Annotated in this window: 13 protein-coding genes; 2 read left to right on the top strand and 11 right to left on the bottom strand. The window is 70.2% G+C overall.

The genetic code is table 11. The annotated features are described in order from the left end of the window. Positions 1-73 precede the first annotated feature (73 nt). Positions 74-1,345, top strand: a complete 1,272-nt coding sequence (locus ACFV9C_RS39120; RefSeq protein ID WP_380202030.1) for an ABC transporter ATP-binding protein — start codon at positions 74-76, stop codon at positions 1,343-1,345. A 61-nt stretch (positions 1,346-1,406) separates the two neighbouring features. On the opposite strand, the gene ACFV9C_RS39115 is transcribed toward ACFV9C_RS39120, so the two are convergent. The 3 genes from ACFV9C_RS39115 to ACFV9C_RS39105 are packed head-to-tail and all read right to left on the bottom strand — an operon-like array spanning position 1,407 to position 5,358. Further along, on the bottom strand, positions 1,407-2,765 hold the full coding sequence (locus ACFV9C_RS39115; RefSeq protein WP_380202028.1) for an amidohydrolase family protein: 1,359 nt from the start codon (positions 2,763-2,765) through the stop codon (positions 1,407-1,409). Further along, positions 2,765-3,928, bottom strand: a complete 1,164-nt coding sequence (locus tag ACFV9C_RS39110; protein ID WP_380202026.1) for an amidohydrolase family protein — start codon at positions 3,926-3,928, stop codon at positions 2,765-2,767. The genes ACFV9C_RS39115 and ACFV9C_RS39110 overlap by 1 nt, the downstream gene beginning before the upstream one ends. A 2-nt stretch (positions 3,929-3,930) precedes the next feature. Further along, a complete protein-coding gene (locus ACFV9C_RS39105; RefSeq protein ID WP_380202024.1) occupies positions 3,931-5,358 on the bottom strand; it encodes an MFS transporter in 1,428 nt (475 codons plus the stop codon). Between the two features lie 101 nt (positions 5,359-5,459). Here ACFV9C_RS39105 and ACFV9C_RS39100 point away from each other — a divergent pair, with 101 nt between their 5' ends. Further along, on the top strand, positions 5,460-6,320 hold the full coding sequence (locus ACFV9C_RS39100) for a MurR/RpiR family transcriptional regulator (protein ID WP_380202022.1): 861 nt from the start codon (positions 5,460-5,462) through the stop codon (positions 6,318-6,320). A 3-nt stretch (positions 6,321-6,323) separates the two neighbouring features. On the opposite strand, the gene ACFV9C_RS39095 is transcribed toward ACFV9C_RS39100, so the two are convergent. The 8 genes from ACFV9C_RS39095 to ACFV9C_RS39060 all read right to left on the bottom strand — a co-directional run bounded on the left by ACFV9C_RS39095 (position 6,324) and on the right by ACFV9C_RS39060 (position 15,613). Then, positions 6,324-7,208, bottom strand: a complete 885-nt coding sequence (locus ACFV9C_RS39095; RefSeq protein WP_380202020.1) for an ABC transporter substrate-binding protein — start codon at positions 7,206-7,208, stop codon at positions 6,324-6,326. Then, a complete protein-coding gene (locus ACFV9C_RS39090) occupies positions 7,205-8,626 on the bottom strand; it encodes a M24 family metallopeptidase (RefSeq protein WP_380202018.1) in 1,422 nt (473 codons plus the stop codon). Before ACFV9C_RS39090 ends, ACFV9C_RS39095 begins: the two co-directional genes overlap by 4 nt. 15 nt (positions 8,627-8,641) lie before the next feature. Next, complete coding sequence (locus ACFV9C_RS39085) at positions 8,642-10,063, bottom strand: MFS transporter (protein ID WP_380202016.1); 1,422 nt, start codon at positions 10,061-10,063, stop codon at positions 8,642-8,644. A gap of 61 nt (positions 10,064-10,124) precedes the next feature. After that, positions 10,125-10,847: an aspartate/glutamate racemase family protein gene (locus ACFV9C_RS39080; RefSeq protein WP_380202014.1), complete on the bottom strand. Its 723-nt coding sequence runs from the start codon at positions 10,845-10,847 to the stop codon at positions 10,125-10,127. Then, positions 10,835-12,223: an NAD-dependent malic enzyme gene (locus ACFV9C_RS39075; protein ID WP_380202013.1), complete on the bottom strand. Its 1,389-nt coding sequence runs from the start codon at positions 12,221-12,223 to the stop codon at positions 10,835-10,837. Before ACFV9C_RS39075 ends, ACFV9C_RS39080 begins: the two co-directional genes overlap by 13 nt. Positions 12,224-12,291: 68 nt before the next feature. After that, the gene (locus tag ACFV9C_RS39070; RefSeq protein ID WP_380202011.1) at positions 12,292-13,284 is read right to left on the bottom strand and encodes an ornithine cyclodeaminase family protein; all 993 of its coding nucleotides are present in this window, start codon (positions 13,282-13,284) and stop codon (positions 12,292-12,294) included. Continuing rightward, positions 13,281-14,165: an ABC transporter substrate-binding protein gene (locus ACFV9C_RS39065; RefSeq protein ID WP_380202009.1), complete on the bottom strand. Its 885-nt coding sequence runs from the start codon at positions 14,163-14,165 to the stop codon at positions 13,281-13,283. The genes ACFV9C_RS39070 and ACFV9C_RS39065 overlap by 4 nt, the downstream gene beginning before the upstream one ends. Next, positions 14,165-15,613 carry an MFS transporter gene (locus ACFV9C_RS39060; RefSeq protein WP_380202007.1) on the bottom strand — a complete coding sequence of 483 codons (1,449 nt, stop codon included), beginning with the start codon at positions 15,611-15,613 and terminating at the stop codon, positions 14,165-14,167. The genes ACFV9C_RS39065 and ACFV9C_RS39060 overlap by 1 nt, the downstream gene beginning before the upstream one ends. Positions 15,614-15,636: the final 23 nt, after the last annotated feature.

Below are 15,636 nucleotides of genomic sequence, written 5' to 3'. Positions count from 1 at the left end.
GCATTCAGCAACTACTTGCATCTACATGCAGTAGTTCTTGCCGGTGGCCCTGTGTGTCCCGTATAAGGCGTACATGACGGCGATCCGGCTCGACGCGGTATCCAAGGTGTTCGAGGGTGAACACGTGGCCGTGGACGAGTTGTCGCTGGAGATCGGTGACGGCGAGTTCATGGTGCTGCTCGGGCCGTCCGGGTGCGGGAAGACCACGCTGCTGCGGATGATCGCCGGGCTCGAGCGGGTGACCGAGGGTGAGGTCTGGTTCGGGCGGACCAACGGTACGAACATGGCGCCGCGGGACCGGGGCGTCGCGATGGTGTTCCAGACCGGCGCGCTGTACCCGAACCGGACGGTCCAGGAGAACATCATGTTCCCGCTGCAGATCGCCGGGCACGGTGACGCCGAGGCCGGGGCCACCGCGGCCGGGCTGGCGCAGATCCTCAGCATCGATTCGGTGCTGGACCGGATGCCGCGCACGCTGTCCGGCGGGCAACGGCAGCGGGTCGCGATCGGACGGGCGCTGGTACGGCGGCCGGAGGTGTTCCTGCTCGACGAGCCGCTGTCGAACCTGGACGCGACCATGCGGACCGAGCTCCGGCAGGAGATCGGCGCGATGACCCGCGACCTGAACGTCACCACGCTGTACGTCACGCACGACCAGGTCGAGGCGCTGACGCTCGCGGACCGGATCGCGGTGATGCGCGACGGCCGGATCGAGGACGTCGGTACGCCGACGCAGGTCTACAACGACCCGGCGACCGCGTTCGTGGCCGGCTTCCTCGGGACGCCGCGGATCAACCTGCTGGCCGCGACCGTGAACGTGACCGCGCACCACCGGGTCCGGCTCGAGTTCGGCGCCCAGTCGATCGGCCTCGACCCCACCGACCGGCGGTCGCTGATCCTGCGGCACCACCACGGCGCCCCGGTGATCGTCGGCGCCCGCTCGAACGCCTTCACCCTGATCACTACCGAGGACGCGCCGAACCAGCTGACCGGGACGATCCGCGCGTTCGAGTTCCACGGCCAGCAGTCGATCGCGTTCGTCCAGTGCGGCATCGAGGTCGCCGACCCGGACCGGATCGGCCGCCCGGCACCCGCGCACGCGATCCCGGCCACGGCCCCGGAGCCGTCGCGCTTCTCCCGCCTCCGTACCCGGATCGGCCTCGGCTCACCGCCCGCCCCCGAACCCGAGATCCACGGCCCGACCCACCGGCGCGCCGACCTGGTCGTCGAGCTGCCGGTCGACACCGAGCTCGAGCGCGGCACCCGCGTCCACCTGGCCCTCGACACCACCCACATCCACCTCTTCGACCACACCGGCCGCCGCGTCGACCGCATCACCCGCTGAACACGCGGCGGGGTCGCTGAACAAGCTATTGCTTGTCGCCCGACCCCACCGGGTGTCCAAGTCACCCGCCGACCACGGTGCCGTTCGCGATGACCAGATGGGGCTTCTCGAGTACGGCGGGTGTGTCGAGAGGGCTGCCGTCGACGAGGATCAGGTCGGCGGCGTAGCCGCGGGCGAGGCGGCCGACCGTGTTCTGCAGGCCGAGCAGGCGGGCGGCGCCGGTGGTGGCGGCGCGGATCGCGTCGAGGGCGCTCATCCCGGCCTCGTGCAGGAGCCGGACCTCGCCGCCGATCGGGTCCACCGCGAGACCGAACGAGTCGGTGCCCGCGACCACGTTGACGCCGAGCTCGGCGGCCCGGCGTACGGCGGATTGCAGGACCGGGAAGAACTGTTCGCCGCGCTGCTTGAGGATCGGGTTCGGGGAGTCCTTCAGGCCGTTGATCGCGGACATCGTCGGCGTGAAGTACGTGTTCTGCCGCGCCATCCGGACCAGCGTCCGCTCGCCGACGAACACGCCGTGCTCGAGCGTCCTGATCCCCGCCCGGACCGCGTCGTCGATCGCCTTCTCGCTGTAGCTGTGGCACATCACGCCGACGCCGCGCCGGCCGGCCTCGGTGACGATCGCGCGGATCTGCTCGTAGTCGTACACCTGGACGAGCGGATCCTGGTCGGGGATCCCGGCGCGCGGGTTCACCCGGGTCTTCACCCAGTCGACGCCGCGGTCGAGGTTGACCGACGTCATGTACCGCAGCTCCTGCGGGGTCCGTACGCCGCCGGCCAGCGGGGCGAGCGCCGGGTCGCCGATGATCGTGGTGCCGAGGTCCGGGGTGATGAAGGTCCCGGTCGCACGCATCCGCGGTACCACACCGGGCGCCCACGGACCGAGCGCCCGGAGACCGATGTCCTGGTAGAAGTCCGACGTACCGCTGCGTACTGTCGTCGCGCCGAGGACGAGCGCCGCGTGCGCGTCGGCGACCGCGTTCTCGTGCACGTGGACGTCGACCAGCCCCGGCAGGATCCAGCGCCCACCCGCGTCGATCACCTGTCCGTTGGCCACGGCAACCGCCGCCCGAGTCTGCGAACGGTTGCCTGCGGCCACTACCTTCCCACGGTCGAGTACGACGACCGCATCCTCGACCACCTGCCCCGTGAGCGGGTCGAGCAGGGTGCCGCCCTCGACGACCACCGCACCCGGCACCGGCAGGCGCCCGAGTCCGGCGCGCCCAAGCCCGGCGCGCCCAGTCGCAGGCGAGCCCACGCCCGACGACCCGCCGGCGTCTGCCCCGCCTGCAGCCGACGCCTCGGCGGGGAGGCCAACGGCCGCCAGGCCGGCGCCGATCACGGCCATCGCGCCGCCGATCACGCCGCGGCGACTGAGGGAGGTGGGGAGGGGGTCGAGCTCGTCGTGGTCACGGCACATCAGGCAATCTCCTTGTCCAGCGTGTTCTTGACGATCCGGCCGGCCTGCATGATCAGGCGCAACCGGCGTTCGGGTTCGGTCAGTACGGCGATGTCCTCGAGCGGGTTGCCGTCGACAACGAGCAGGTCGGCCCACGCACCGTCGCGGATCTCCCCCACCTCGCCCACCAGCCCTGCGATCTCGGCCCCGACGACCGTCGCGGACCGCAGGATGTCGGCCGGCTTCTGCACCTCGGCGCGCAACGTGAACTCGTCCAGCTGACGAGCGTGCAACGCCCCGTGCAGGTCGGTCCCGTACCCGATCGCCACCCCCGCCCGGTCGGCCAGCTCCAGCGCCTCCAGCCCGCGCTCAAGAATGGTGTCGAGCTTCCCCCTGCCTTCAGGAGTCAGGTGCTCCGCCCCACTCCGCCGAAGCGCATCGAACGTCGCCAACGTAGGCACCAGGAACGCACCGTGCTCGAGGAACAACTCGACACTCTCCGCGTCGATCAGGTTCCCGTGCTCGATCGTCCGGACGCCGTACCGGATCGCCCGGTTCACCGACGCGGCCGAGTACGCGTGCCCCGCGACGTACCCCTGCCCGAACCCCGCCTCCTCGACCGCGGCGCGGATCTCCTCCTCGGAGTACGCCAGCGAGTCGAGCGCCATCGAAGACACCACCCCGCCGCTCAACGTGAGCTTGATGTGATGCGCCCCCTGCGCCAACTGCTCCCGGATCGCCCGCCGCAGTTCGACCGGTCCGTCGCAGATCCGGGTCAGCACATGCCCTCCGGTCGGCGCCAGGATCGGCCCGCCGTACAGCAGCCGCGGCCCCTCGATCAGCCCTTCGCGGAGCGCCCGCGCCAGCCCGGCCTCGGCGCCGCCGAGGTCACGAACGGTGGTGAAACCGCGATGCAGCATGTCGTTCAGGGTCTGTGCGGACCGCAGCGCCGCGTACGACGCCGGCCATGACTTCAGCTCCGCGAAGCTCTCGCTGCCCTGCGTGACGTGGACGTGCGAGTCGATCAGCCCGGGCATCAGGATCCGCCCGTGCAGGTCGATCACCTGCCCACCGCGCCGTACGCCGGAAACGATCCGGCCGTTGCGGACGGCAACTTCCTGGTCCTCGATCAGCTGTCCTTGCCGGACGTCGAGGACGGTCGCGTTGACGAACACCGTGTTCATGATCAGTTCGCCACTTCCGCGACACCGACCGAGTTGTGCGCGACCGCGTACTCCGGATCGAGATCCTCCAGCCGCCGGCCGCGGGTCGACAGCCCGAGCGTGAGAATCGCCAGCGCACCGAGCAGCAGCGCGGCCGCGATCATCGAGAAGACCCCGAGGAACCCGATCGAGGTCAACAGCACGCCGATCAGGATCGGGGCGCTGATCCCGCCGAGCCGCCCGACCGCGGACGCCGTACCCATACCGGTCGCCCGGATCGCCGTCGGGTAGACCTCGGGCGTGTACGCGTACAACCCGGCGTACGTCCCGTTCATGAAGAACGACAGCAGGATGCCGTCCACGAGCAACTGCCCGTTGCTCCCGGCGTTCGCCATCAGCAGCGCCGACACCGACCCGGCGGTCAGGTAGAACGCGATCGTCCACTTCCGGTCCAGCCGCTCGTTCAGGTAGGCGCCGGAGTAGTACCCGGGGATCTGCGCGACCGTGATCAGCAACGCGTAGCTGAGGCTCTTCGAGATGGTCAGGTCGCGTTCGACCAGCAGCGACGGGATCCAGGTGAAGAACCCGTAGAACGCGAACGTGATCGAGATCCACAACAACCACAGCACAGCGGTACGCCGGGCCAGGCCGTCGCGCCACATGAGGATCAGCCCCGCGCCGGGCTTCGTCGCCCGCGGCACCGACAACGTCGTCTGCGGAACTTGCGCCGGCACCGGCGGGACATCCTTGCCGGATGCCCGTACGGCGTCCTCCAGCGCGTCGACGACCGCGCCCGCCTCGGCGTACCGGCCCTGCTGGATCAGCCAGCGCGGCGACTCCGGCAGACCGCGGCGCCACCACAGCAGCATCAGCACCGGCAGCGCGGTGAGCACCTGCGCCACCCGCCAGCCGTTGTCGAACGCCGGGACGAACAACCGGCCGAGCAGCGCCGACACGACGTACCCGGCGGAGAAGAACCCGGCGACCGCGCCGACCAGCAGGCCGCGGGACCGGGCCGGGATGAACTCGGCGATGAACGCCGGGATGATCGCGGCCTCGGCGCCGACGCCGATGCCCGCGACGATCCGGGCGCTGAAGAACAGCTCCCAGGACGGCGCGAACGCGGCGACCAGCGTGGCGGCGCAGTACAGCGCGAGCGCATACATCATCACCTTGCGGCGGCCGATCGCGTCACCGATGATTCCGGCGCTCAGCGCGCCGACCAGGATGCCGATCAGCAGCGAGCTGCCGACCAGCCCGATCTGCCACGGGGCGAGGTGCCACAGGGGTTTGACGGCCGGCAGCAGGTACGAGACCAGCGAGCCGTCCATCCCGTCGAACGCGATCCCGAGGCCGCCGATCAGCAGCAGCATCAGGTGCGGACGGGACAGCGGCAGGCGTTCCAGGCGGTCCAGCAGGGTCCGGCCGGACGCAGGGATGTCGACGGTCATCGGAGCCTCCTTCAGCGGGGTGGATGCCCAGGACAGTAGATGCATGAATTCATGCATGCAATAGCTGGTGCAATATTTCGTGCATCCGGCACAATGGGGTGATGACTGACCAGGTCCATACGGTGGGCGAGTGGCTGGACGCCCGGTCCCCCGGTACGCGGCTGGGGCCGAAGGCCGAGCGCGTCCGGCACGTGGTGTCCACCCAGCCGAGCTTCGCGTCGTACGCGACGGCCGCCGAGGTCGCCGAGCGGGCGGAGGTGAACGGCGCGACCGTGGTCCGGTTCGCCCAGTCGCTCGGGTTCGCCGGCTGGCCGCAGTTCCAGGCCGAGTTCCGTTCGGTGTACGTCGTACGCCGGTACGACGTCGACGCCGGCGCGCCCACGACGGGGCACGCCGGCGTACTGGCGACCGCGTTCGCGCGGGACGCGGAGAACCTGCAGTCCTGCCTGCACACGTTCGACTTCACGGCCGGGGCCGCCGTGGTGGAGGCGATCCACGCCGCGCCCCGGACGCTGGTGGTGGCGACCGGGACGCACGCGCTGCCCGCGCAGGGGCTCGCGATGATGGCGGCCAGCCGCGGGTACGACATCACGCTGGAGGACCGCGGCGGCGCGCACCTGGCGAACGCGCTCGCCCGGCTGACCAGCGACGACTGCGTGGTCGCGTTCAGCTTCTGGCAGCACTACAAGCAGACCGTCGCGGCGCTGCGGTTCGCGCAGCAGGTCGGCGCAACCACGTGCGCGGTCACCGACACCCGGCACTCCCCGGCCGCCGATCACGCCGACCACGTGCTGATCATCCCCGCCGAGGGCATCTCGAACTTCCGCTCGATGACGGTCGCCACCAGCCTCGCGTACGGGCTGGCCGCCGCGCTGATCGCGATCGAGCCGCAACGCAGCCGCACCGCGATCTCGCACGTCGACAGCCTCTGGCAGGACATGGACTTCTTCGTCCCCGACTGAGAATCAGTCCACGGTCGCGATGATGTCGTCGTACTTGACATGGTCGACGGTGAGACCCGCGGTGTGCAGGATGCCGGTCCACCGTTCGAGGGCGTCGCGGTCCACCCGGGCGGTGTTCCAGACGCCGTGTTTGATCAGCAGTTCGGTGGCGGCCAGCAGCGTCGACGGATCCGCGCCCGGCCACTCCGCGGCGAAGAGGCCGGTGAGGTCGGCGACCGTTCCGTCGCGGAGTTGCTGCATGGCCTGGTCGATCGACTTCACGAACGGGATCAGCGCCGGTGTGAGCTCGTCGAGGCGTTCGCGGAGGACGTAGTACACGCTGTTCGGCATCCGGCCGCCGCGCTCGGCGTGCAAGTACGCGAGGTGGCCGAGGCCGGCGCGCTGCAACTCCAGTGCGGTGACGAGGTCGGTCAGGAACGCGTCGCCGAGGCCGCCGACGAACAGGTCGTACAGCATCGGCATCGACAGGTCGTGCGCGAACCGGGTCTGCCACGGGTCGAGACCCGCCTCGCGCATCAGCCCGCGGGTGAACTCGGCCGGCGCCGTGCCGCCCTGGCCGGGGACCAGGATCGTGCGGTCGCGCAGCCAGGACAGCTCGAAGCCGTCGACCCGCTCCCGGGTCACGACGCACATCGGGAACCGGTCGTTGAGCTGCGCGATCGCCACGAAGTCCTTGCCGCGGCCCGAGTACATCGCCGGTACCCAGACCCCGCCGAGGGCGACGTCGGCGCTGCCGTCGGCGAGCGCGTGCATGATGCCGTCCCACGGGTCGTGCAGGGTGTACGGCACCGAGATCCCGTTCGCGGTGAAGATTCCGTTGCCGCGCGCAACGTACTCCGGGAGGTAGTTGAGCCCGTGCGCCATCGAGCTGAGCTTGAGCATGGTCATACGGAAGTCTCCGTTCGGTAGGGCTCGACCGAGGTCCGGCAGGTCAGGTTCTCGTAGCCGTCCTCGGTCACGACGTACAGGTCGCCGAGGTTCGAGCCGGCCACCAGCGGGTCGACCCACTGCGCGTGCAGGACGAACACCATCCCCGGCTCCATCCGGTCGGTGTTGTGCGAGGCGACGTTGTACTGCGGGAGTTTCGGCATCCCGATCGCGTGCCCGAGGTTCGGGTTGTGCGGCCCGGGCGCCGCCGGCCAGACGTGCATCAGCCGCCGGCCCTGCGCCTCCCAGTCGGCGTCCTCGACGTGCTGGCGTTTCACCTGGCGCGGTGAGCCGTCCGGCATCGCCTCCCAGTTGAACGGCATCGTCCGCGTTTCCTTGGATTTCAGGTACCCGCGCTCGACGTACGCCTCGAACGCCGCGTCGTGCAGTTCGCTGAACTTCACGCCCGGCCGGATCAGCGCCTCGGCCCGCCGTACGGCGTCGACCGTCATCTCCAGGACCTCGTCCTGCTGCGGGGTCGCCGTACCGACCACCAGCATCCGCGCGGCCTGCGCGCAGTACCCGAGGTAGGTGACGTTCGAGATGTACAGGTTGAGCAGGTCGCCCTCGGTGAGGACATGCCCGTACGGCTTCCCGCAGAGCGTGCCGTACCGGTTCGCACCGATCTGGTAGCCGTCGCCGGTCTCACCGCCGCGCGCCATCTGCGCGTACGAGAACGCCGCGTACGCCTCGTAGTCCGTGACGCCGGGCCGTACGACGTGGCACAACGCCTCCCAGCCGATCCCGATCAGCTCGCCCGCGGACCGGATGATGTCGATCTCGGCCGCCGACCGGACCCGCTGCATCCGCAGGATCAGGTCCGTCGCGTTCGTGAACGCCGTCCGCGGCAGCTCCTCGCGCAGCCCGGCGAAGAACGTCGCGGCGGTGTCGTCGCCGATCAGCCCGAGCGAACCACCCGCGAGCCCGAGCCGTCGCAGGACGCCGACGCAGCCGTCGATCGTCTTCCGCAGCGGAGATCCCGGGCGGTTCACGCTTTCCCGGCCGAACGGCGAGATCTGCCAGATGTCGCCGACCAGCACCGGTTCACCGCCCGGCGGCACGACCGCGGACTCGGTCCAGAACGACAGCAGTTCGGGTTCGAGATCCGCGTCCGTCGGAAGGATCAGCACCCCTTCCCGCATCCAGTCGCACAGGTACCGCAGGAACGGGTTCGACGTGTGGTACCAGCCGACCAGGCTGGCGTGCACGAGCAGCGCGTCGAGGCCGGCGACCGTCGCCTCCCGGCGGAGCCGCTCGATCCGGTCGGCGTACTCCGCCTCCCCGAGCTGCGCGGCGGGCTCGAAGTCGAAGCTCGGCTCGAAGTCGCGCAGCAGCGACTCCATCCGCTTGTAGTCGACCGGGGTGCTGTATTCCCTCACAGGACGCTTCCTCTCTCAGATTTGGCTCTGGTTGATCTGCTCGAGCGACAGGTGGTACGTCTCCGGCGCGAACCGGGCGGCGATCGCGAGCACGACGTACATCAGCGCGAGCATCAGGAACACGCCGCTCATCCCCCAGGCGGCGAACACCGGGACCGCGATCAGCGGCATCACGGCGCCGGAGACGTTGCCGATCCCGTTGACGATCGAGCAGCCGAGCGCGCGTACCTCGGTCGGGTAGACCTCCGGCGACCAGGCGGCGAGCGTGGTGTTGAGCAGCAGCGCGAAGAACTGGAACGTGCCGCCGAGCAGCAGGATCAGCGTCGTACCGTGCGCGAAGGTGGCGAACGCGACCGCCGCCCCGCAGCCGAGGACCGCCGCGCTGACGACCGTCGTCCGGCGGCCGACGTTCCGCGCGACCAGGGCCGCGGCGCAGGCCCCGAGCAGGCTGCCGAGGTTCATCACCATCGTGAACGCCAGGCTGGAGCTGATGCTGTAGCCCTGGGCAACGAGGATCGTCGGCATCAGCACCAGCAGTGTGATCTGCGCACCGAACGACATCCACGACGCGACCCCGATGGCCGCCGTACGTCGCAGCGAGCCCACCGATACGAGTGTCCGCAACGGCACCGTCTGGCCGACGACATCCGGGATGTCCTGCTCGGTCAGGTACTGCGTGACCGGAGCGCTGCCCTTGCGGCCGAGCCGGCCGGACGCGAGCGTGGTGAGCGCCTCGTTTGCCTCGTGCAACCGGCCCTTGGAGAGCAGGAACCGCGGCGACTCCGGCATGTACCGGCGGATGAAGACGATCAGCAGGGCGGGTACGGCGAGCAGCACGTACAGCCACCGCCAGCTCGCCGAGGTCCCGCCGAGCGAGTCGTTCAGCGGGCCGAGCACGATCAGGAAGAGGCCGAAGGCAACGAAGTTCCCGACGCCGCCGGAGCCGATGTTCAGCGAGGCGGCGACGGTGCCGCGGTACTTGGTCGCGACCATCTCGGTGACCAGCGCGAGCCCGACCGTGAACTCACCGCCGAGGCCGATCCCGACGATGAACCGGGACACCTCGAGGAACGTCTGGTTCGGCGCGACCGCGCTCAGGATGCCGCCGAGCGTGTACAGCAACAGGTTGAACGAGAGCGCGTACCGGCGGCCCTTGCGGTCCGCGAGGTAGCCGGTGCCGAGCCGGCCCACCAGTCCGCCGATGATCATCACGGTGTTCAGGAACGCGAGGTCCGTGGTCCCCATCCCGAAGGAGGCCTTCAGGCCCTCGGTGATGGCGCCGGTGGTGTCCTGTTCGAGCGCGTCGAAGAACATCCCGGCGAGGACCAGGCCGGCCACCACCCAGTGCGCGCGGGTCCAGCCGATCCGGTCCATCACCTCCGAGAGGCGACTGTTGGCTTGCGGTGTTTCGGTGCTTCGTAGATCCGAGGGGTTCATGGCCGACCTCCTACTGACAAGGGATTCTGCTGTCGATCGAGCCGGGATCTCAGGGTGTTACCTACACATGCAACGGCCATCCGCTGATGACCTTGGGCCGCGGCGCGGCATACGTACGAACCTTGCTGGTGGTGAGCTCCAGCCGGACCAGCGACTCGGCCAGCTGTACCGCCGCCGCCACCCCGTCCACCACCGGCACTCCGGTGGCCGCGGCGACCTTGCGGTCCAGACCGGCCATTCCCCCGCAGCCCAGGCAGATCACCTCCGCCCGGTCCTCCGTCACCGCCTTGACCGACTGCTCGACGATCGCCTCGACCGCGCGCTCCGGATCGGCTTCGAGCTCCAGTACGGCGAGCCCGCTGGCCCGCACCGACGCACACCGCGCCGACAACCCCGCCAGCATCAGCCGGTCTTCGATCTGCGGTACGGCGCGGTCCAGCGTCGTCACCACCGAGTAGCTCCGCCCGACCAGCATCGCGACCTGGGCAGCCGCCTCGGTGATGTCGACGACCGGTACGTCGAGGAGCTCCTGCAGCCCCTCCCGCCCGTGCTCGCCGTACCCGGCCTGGATCACGGCGTCGTACTTGGCGTCGTACCGCACGACCGCGTCCATCACCGCGACCGCGGCCAGGTAGCTCTCGAAGTTCCCCTCGACGGACTCGGGCCCGACGTCCGGGGTGAGGCCGACGATCTCGGTCCCCTCGGACGCGGACGCCGCGGCCGACGCGCGGATCGTCTCGGTCATCGCCCGGGTGGTGTTCACGTTCGCGATCAGGATGCGCATTCGGCCACCTTCCGCACTGCCGCAGCGACCGCAGGTGCGACGGCGGGGTCGAACACACTCGGGACGATGTACGCCGCGTTCAGCTCGTCGGCCGCGACCGAGTTCGCGATCGCGTCCGCGGCCGCCAGCATCACGGCGTCGGTGATCTCGTGCGCGCCGGCGTCGAGCATGCCGCGGAAGAAGCCGGGGAACGCGAGCACGTTGTTGATCTGGTTCGGGTAGTCGGACCGTCCGGTCGCGACCACCGCGGCGTGCTCGCCGGCCGCGGCCGGGTCCACCTCCGGGTCCGGGTTCGCGAGCGCGAACACGATCGCGTCACCAGCCATCGTGGCGACGTCGTCGCCGGTCAGCAGGCCCGGACCGGAGACCCCGATGAAGATGTCCGCCCCGGGCAGTACCTCGGTCAGCGTGCCGGTCTCGCCGCGCGGGTTGGTGTTCGCCGCGATCCAGCCGCGGTACTCGTCCAGCCCCGTCTGCCCCGAGTGCACCGCACCGGTCCGCCCGCAGGCGACGATCTCGCCCGCGCCCTGCGCGGCCAGCAGCCGGATGATCGCGTGCCCGGCCGCGCCGACCCCGGACACCACGATCCGGACGTCCTCGATCGGCTTGCCGACCACCCGCAGCGCGTTCGTCAGCGCCGCCAGTACGACGATCGCCGTACCGTGCTGGTCGTCGTGGAACACCGGGATGTCGAGCAGCTCCCGCAGCCGCTTCTCGATCTCGAAACACCGCGGTGCCGCGATGTCCTCCAGGTTCACGCCGCCGTACACGGGCGCGATCGCGCGGACGATCTCCACGATCGCGTCCGTGTCCTGGGTGTCCAGGCAGACCGGCCAGGCGTCGACGCCGGCGAACTGCTGGAACAGCGCGGCCTTGCCCTCCATCACCGGCAGCGCCGCCGCCGGGCCGATGTTGCCGAGCCCGAGGACGGCCGAGCCGTCGGTGACGACCGCGACCGTGTTCCGCTTGATCGTCAGCCGGCGCGCGTCGGCGGGGTTCTCCGCGATCGCCCGACAGACCCGGGCGACACCTGGGGTGTACGCGCGGGACAGGTCGTCGCGGTGCTTGAGCGGCACCTTCGGCACCACGGTCAGCTTGCCGCCGAGATGCAGCAGGAACGTCCGGTCGCTGACCTTCCGGACGACGACGCCCTCGACCGCGCCGAGCGCCTTCTCGAGGGCGGCCGCGTGGTTCACGTCGACCGCGTCGCAGGTCACGTCGACGACGATCCGGTCCGCGCGGGACTCGACCACGTCGAGCGCGGTCAGCGCGCCGCCGGCCGCGCCGATCGCGGTGGTCAGGGCGGTGGTGAGGTGCGGTGCGGCCGGCGCCTCGACCCGTGCGGTGATCGAGTATCCGGGGCTCGGTGTGGGCATGTCGCTCCTTGTCGCAGTTTTGGGGTGTGGCCCGCCGTCTCGATCCCGGCGAGCGGCGGGCCACACGTCTAGTTGAGTCGCAGCTCGACGCCGAGCCCGGTACGGCGGGCCGCGTCCACGGCGAGCCGGGCGGCCGCCATGTCCTGCAGCCCGAGGCCGACCGAGTCGAACAGCGTGATCTCGTCGTCGGTACGGCGCCCCGGCCGGACGCCGGCGACCACGTCACCGAGTTCGGTCGCGAAGTGCTCCGCGCTGATCCGGCCCTCGGCCAGCGGTACCAGGACGTCGCCGGACTCCCGGCGTACGACGTCATAGCTGTCGACGACGACCCTGCTCCGGGCGATGCCGTCGCTGTCGATCTCCCGGTGATCCGGCCGCGGCGGCGCCCCGACCGCGTTCACATGCAATCCCGGCGCGAACCACTCGCCCCGTACGATCGGCTCCCGCGAAGGCGTCAACGTACACACCACGTCCACCGCCCGCACGACCTCTTCGGGGCCCTCGGCAACAACCACGTCATACCCACGGTCCTGGGCGTACGCGGCGAATCCCTCGACCCGCGCCTTCGTCCTGCTCCACACCACAACCCGTTGGATGTCGAGAACACACGCCAGCGCGTCCAGATGAGCCCGCGCCTGCGCCCCCGCCCCGACGAACCCGACCGTCCGCGCCCCACCTCGCGCCAGGTACTTGGTAGCAACCGCGGAAGCGGCCGCAGTACGGAACAAGGTGAGAGCAGGCCCGTCCAGGATCGCCTCACAAGTACCCGTCTCCGGATCCACCAGCAGGATCGTCGACTGCTGCACCGGCAGGTCCCGCGCCAGGTTGGCCGGGGTGTCGGTGAGCAGCTTGATGCCCGCCGCGCGCGACCCGATCGCCGCCGTCATCGGCACGAGCAACGTCGTACAGCCGGGAACCTCGACGGTGGACCGCTCGGCCTGGACCGCACCGCCGGTGGACAGGGCGGCGTGCGCGTTCTCGACCGCCTCGATGACGGCCGGCATCTCGAGGGTCTTCGCGATCTCCTCCCGGCTGAGCGCCAGGATCGGCCGCGCACTCATGACACTCCTCGGACCAGGTCGCCGTACGCCGGAGCTTCGTCGAGCAGGCCGTCCTCGGCGAGGATCCGCATCCACTCGTCGTATCCCTCCTCGCTGATCCGCAGGTCGTCCCAGATCCCGCTCGCCCGCAGATCGTCGACAATCGACACCAGTACGCCGGTGTCCAGCGACGGCCACTCCCGCGCCAGCAGATCGGTCAGCTCGGCCGCCTCGTGCGCCTTCAGCCAGTCGTACGCGTTCTGCAGCGCGCGGTAGAACCGAGGCACGAGCTGGTCGTCGCGGGCGAGTACGTCGTCGGTCGTGTAGTACACGCTGTTCGGCATCAGGCCGCCGGCCCGATCGTGGCGCACGGCAACGAACGCCTCCTTGCGGTGCTCCATGAACGACGCGTTCACCAGGTCCGTGACCAACGCGTCCCCCATCCCGCCGAGGAACAGCTCGGTGAGCATCGACCCGGACAGGTCGCGGACCCAGCGCACCTTCGACATGTCGACACCGGCCGCGCGCATCAGCCCGGCGGTGTGCACGAACGGCGCGGTGCCGCCGGCGCCCGGCGCGAGCACGACCTTGCCCTCGAGGTCCTTCCAGCTGAAGTCCGCGACCGGCTCGCGGGTCACCAGCGCCTTCGGGTTGCGCGCGTTCAGCTGCGCGAACGCGCGGTACTCGCGGCCCCGGCCGTGGTACATCGCGGGCACCCACAGGCCGCCGAGTACGACGTCCGCGGTGCCGCCTTCGAGGTCCCGCAGTACCTGCGTCCAGTCGTCCGGCGCGGACCGGGAGAACTCGAGGCCCTCGGCCTCGTAGTACCCCAGCTCGCGGGCGACGTACTCCGGCAGGTAGTTCGGCCAGTGCGAGGTGGCGGTGACGTGCAAGCGATCCATTATGAGACTCCTTGAGTCGTGTCGGAGTTGATGTCCTCGAGCGAGCGGCCGTGGGTTTCGGGCGCGAACCGACTCGTGATCGCCATGACGCAGTACATGGCGGCGATCAGGACGAACACCGCGACCACGCCCGCGCGGTCGAGCAGCAGCCCGGCGCCGATCGGGACGAACGCCCCGGCGACATTGCCCTGGACCGCCACCATCGCGGTGCCGAACGCGCGGACCCGGGTCGGATACAGCTCCGGTGCCCACGCGAAGATCGTGCTGTTCAGCAGCAGCACGAAGAACTGGAAGAGTGCGCCGAGGATCAGTACCAGCGCCGGCGACGTGGCCAGGAACCCGAAGGCGAGCGCGGCCGCGCACGCCGCGACGGCACCGCCGGTGATCACCGCGCGGCGCGGCAGCCGCAACGCCGCCCAGGTCGCCGCGGCGGCACCGAACAGGCTGCCCAGGTTCATCACCATCGTGAACGCGAGGCTCTTGGTGATCGTGTAGCCCTGCTCGACCAGGATCGTCGGCATCAGCACCAGTACGGTCACCTGCGCGCCGAAGGTCATCCAGGAGATCACCGCGAGTGCCGCCGTACGCCGCAGCAGCACGCCGCGGAACACCTCGGACAACCGCACCTTCTCGACCGCCGGCGCCGTTCCGGTGTGCTGGATGTACGGCGTGACCGGTCCGCCCCGGTCCTTCAAGCGGCCGTTGGCCAGCCGGGTCAGTACGCCGTTCGCCTCGTCGATCCGGCCGCGGGACGCCAGGTACCGCGGCGTCTCCGGGAGGAACCGCCGGTACACGAGCACCAGCAGCGCGGGCAGCACCAGCAGGCCGAACATCCAGCGCCAGCTGTTGCCCGGGCCGCCGAAGAAGTTGCCGAGCGGACCGAGTACGACGGCCGCGAAGCCGAACGACACCACGTTGCCGAAGCCGCCGGCGCCGACGTTCAGCGAGGCGACCACCGCGCCGCGGTACTTCGTCGACACCAGCTCGCTGAGCATCGTCATACCGGCCGCGATCTCGCCGCCGAGGCCGACGCCGACGATGAACCGGCCGATCGCGAGGACGGCGTACCCCGGGGCGAGCGCGCAGACCAGCGCGCCGAGGCAGTAGATCGCAAGGTTGAACGCGAGCGCGAACCGGCGGCCCTTGTGGTCGCCGAGCGCGCCGGTGACGACCTTGCCGATGATCATCGCGCCGATCGTCACGGTCTGCAGGAAGGCGAGCTCCGGCGTGGAGATGTTCCACACCGACTTCAGCGCCGGGCCGACGGCGCCGAGCGAGTTCTCCTCCATCACGTCGAAGAACGCGCCCAGCAGGACCATCAGCAGGATCAACCGGTGCGCACGGTTGAACGGAATCGCGTCCAGGACGCGACCTACGACGGACACGGCGTCCGCGGCCGGAGCGGCCTGCGCGGAGGTGAGCTGGTTCGGTGATTCAGTCGAGTGCATCGGACCGACCTCCTCTGGAGGAT

The organism is Kribbella sp. NPDC059898 (assembly GCF_042730855.1).
Classification (GTDB): Bacteria; Actinomycetota; Actinomycetes; order Propionibacteriales; family Kribbellaceae; genus Kribbella.
This window is presented reverse-complemented; position numbering and strand designations above follow the sequence as displayed.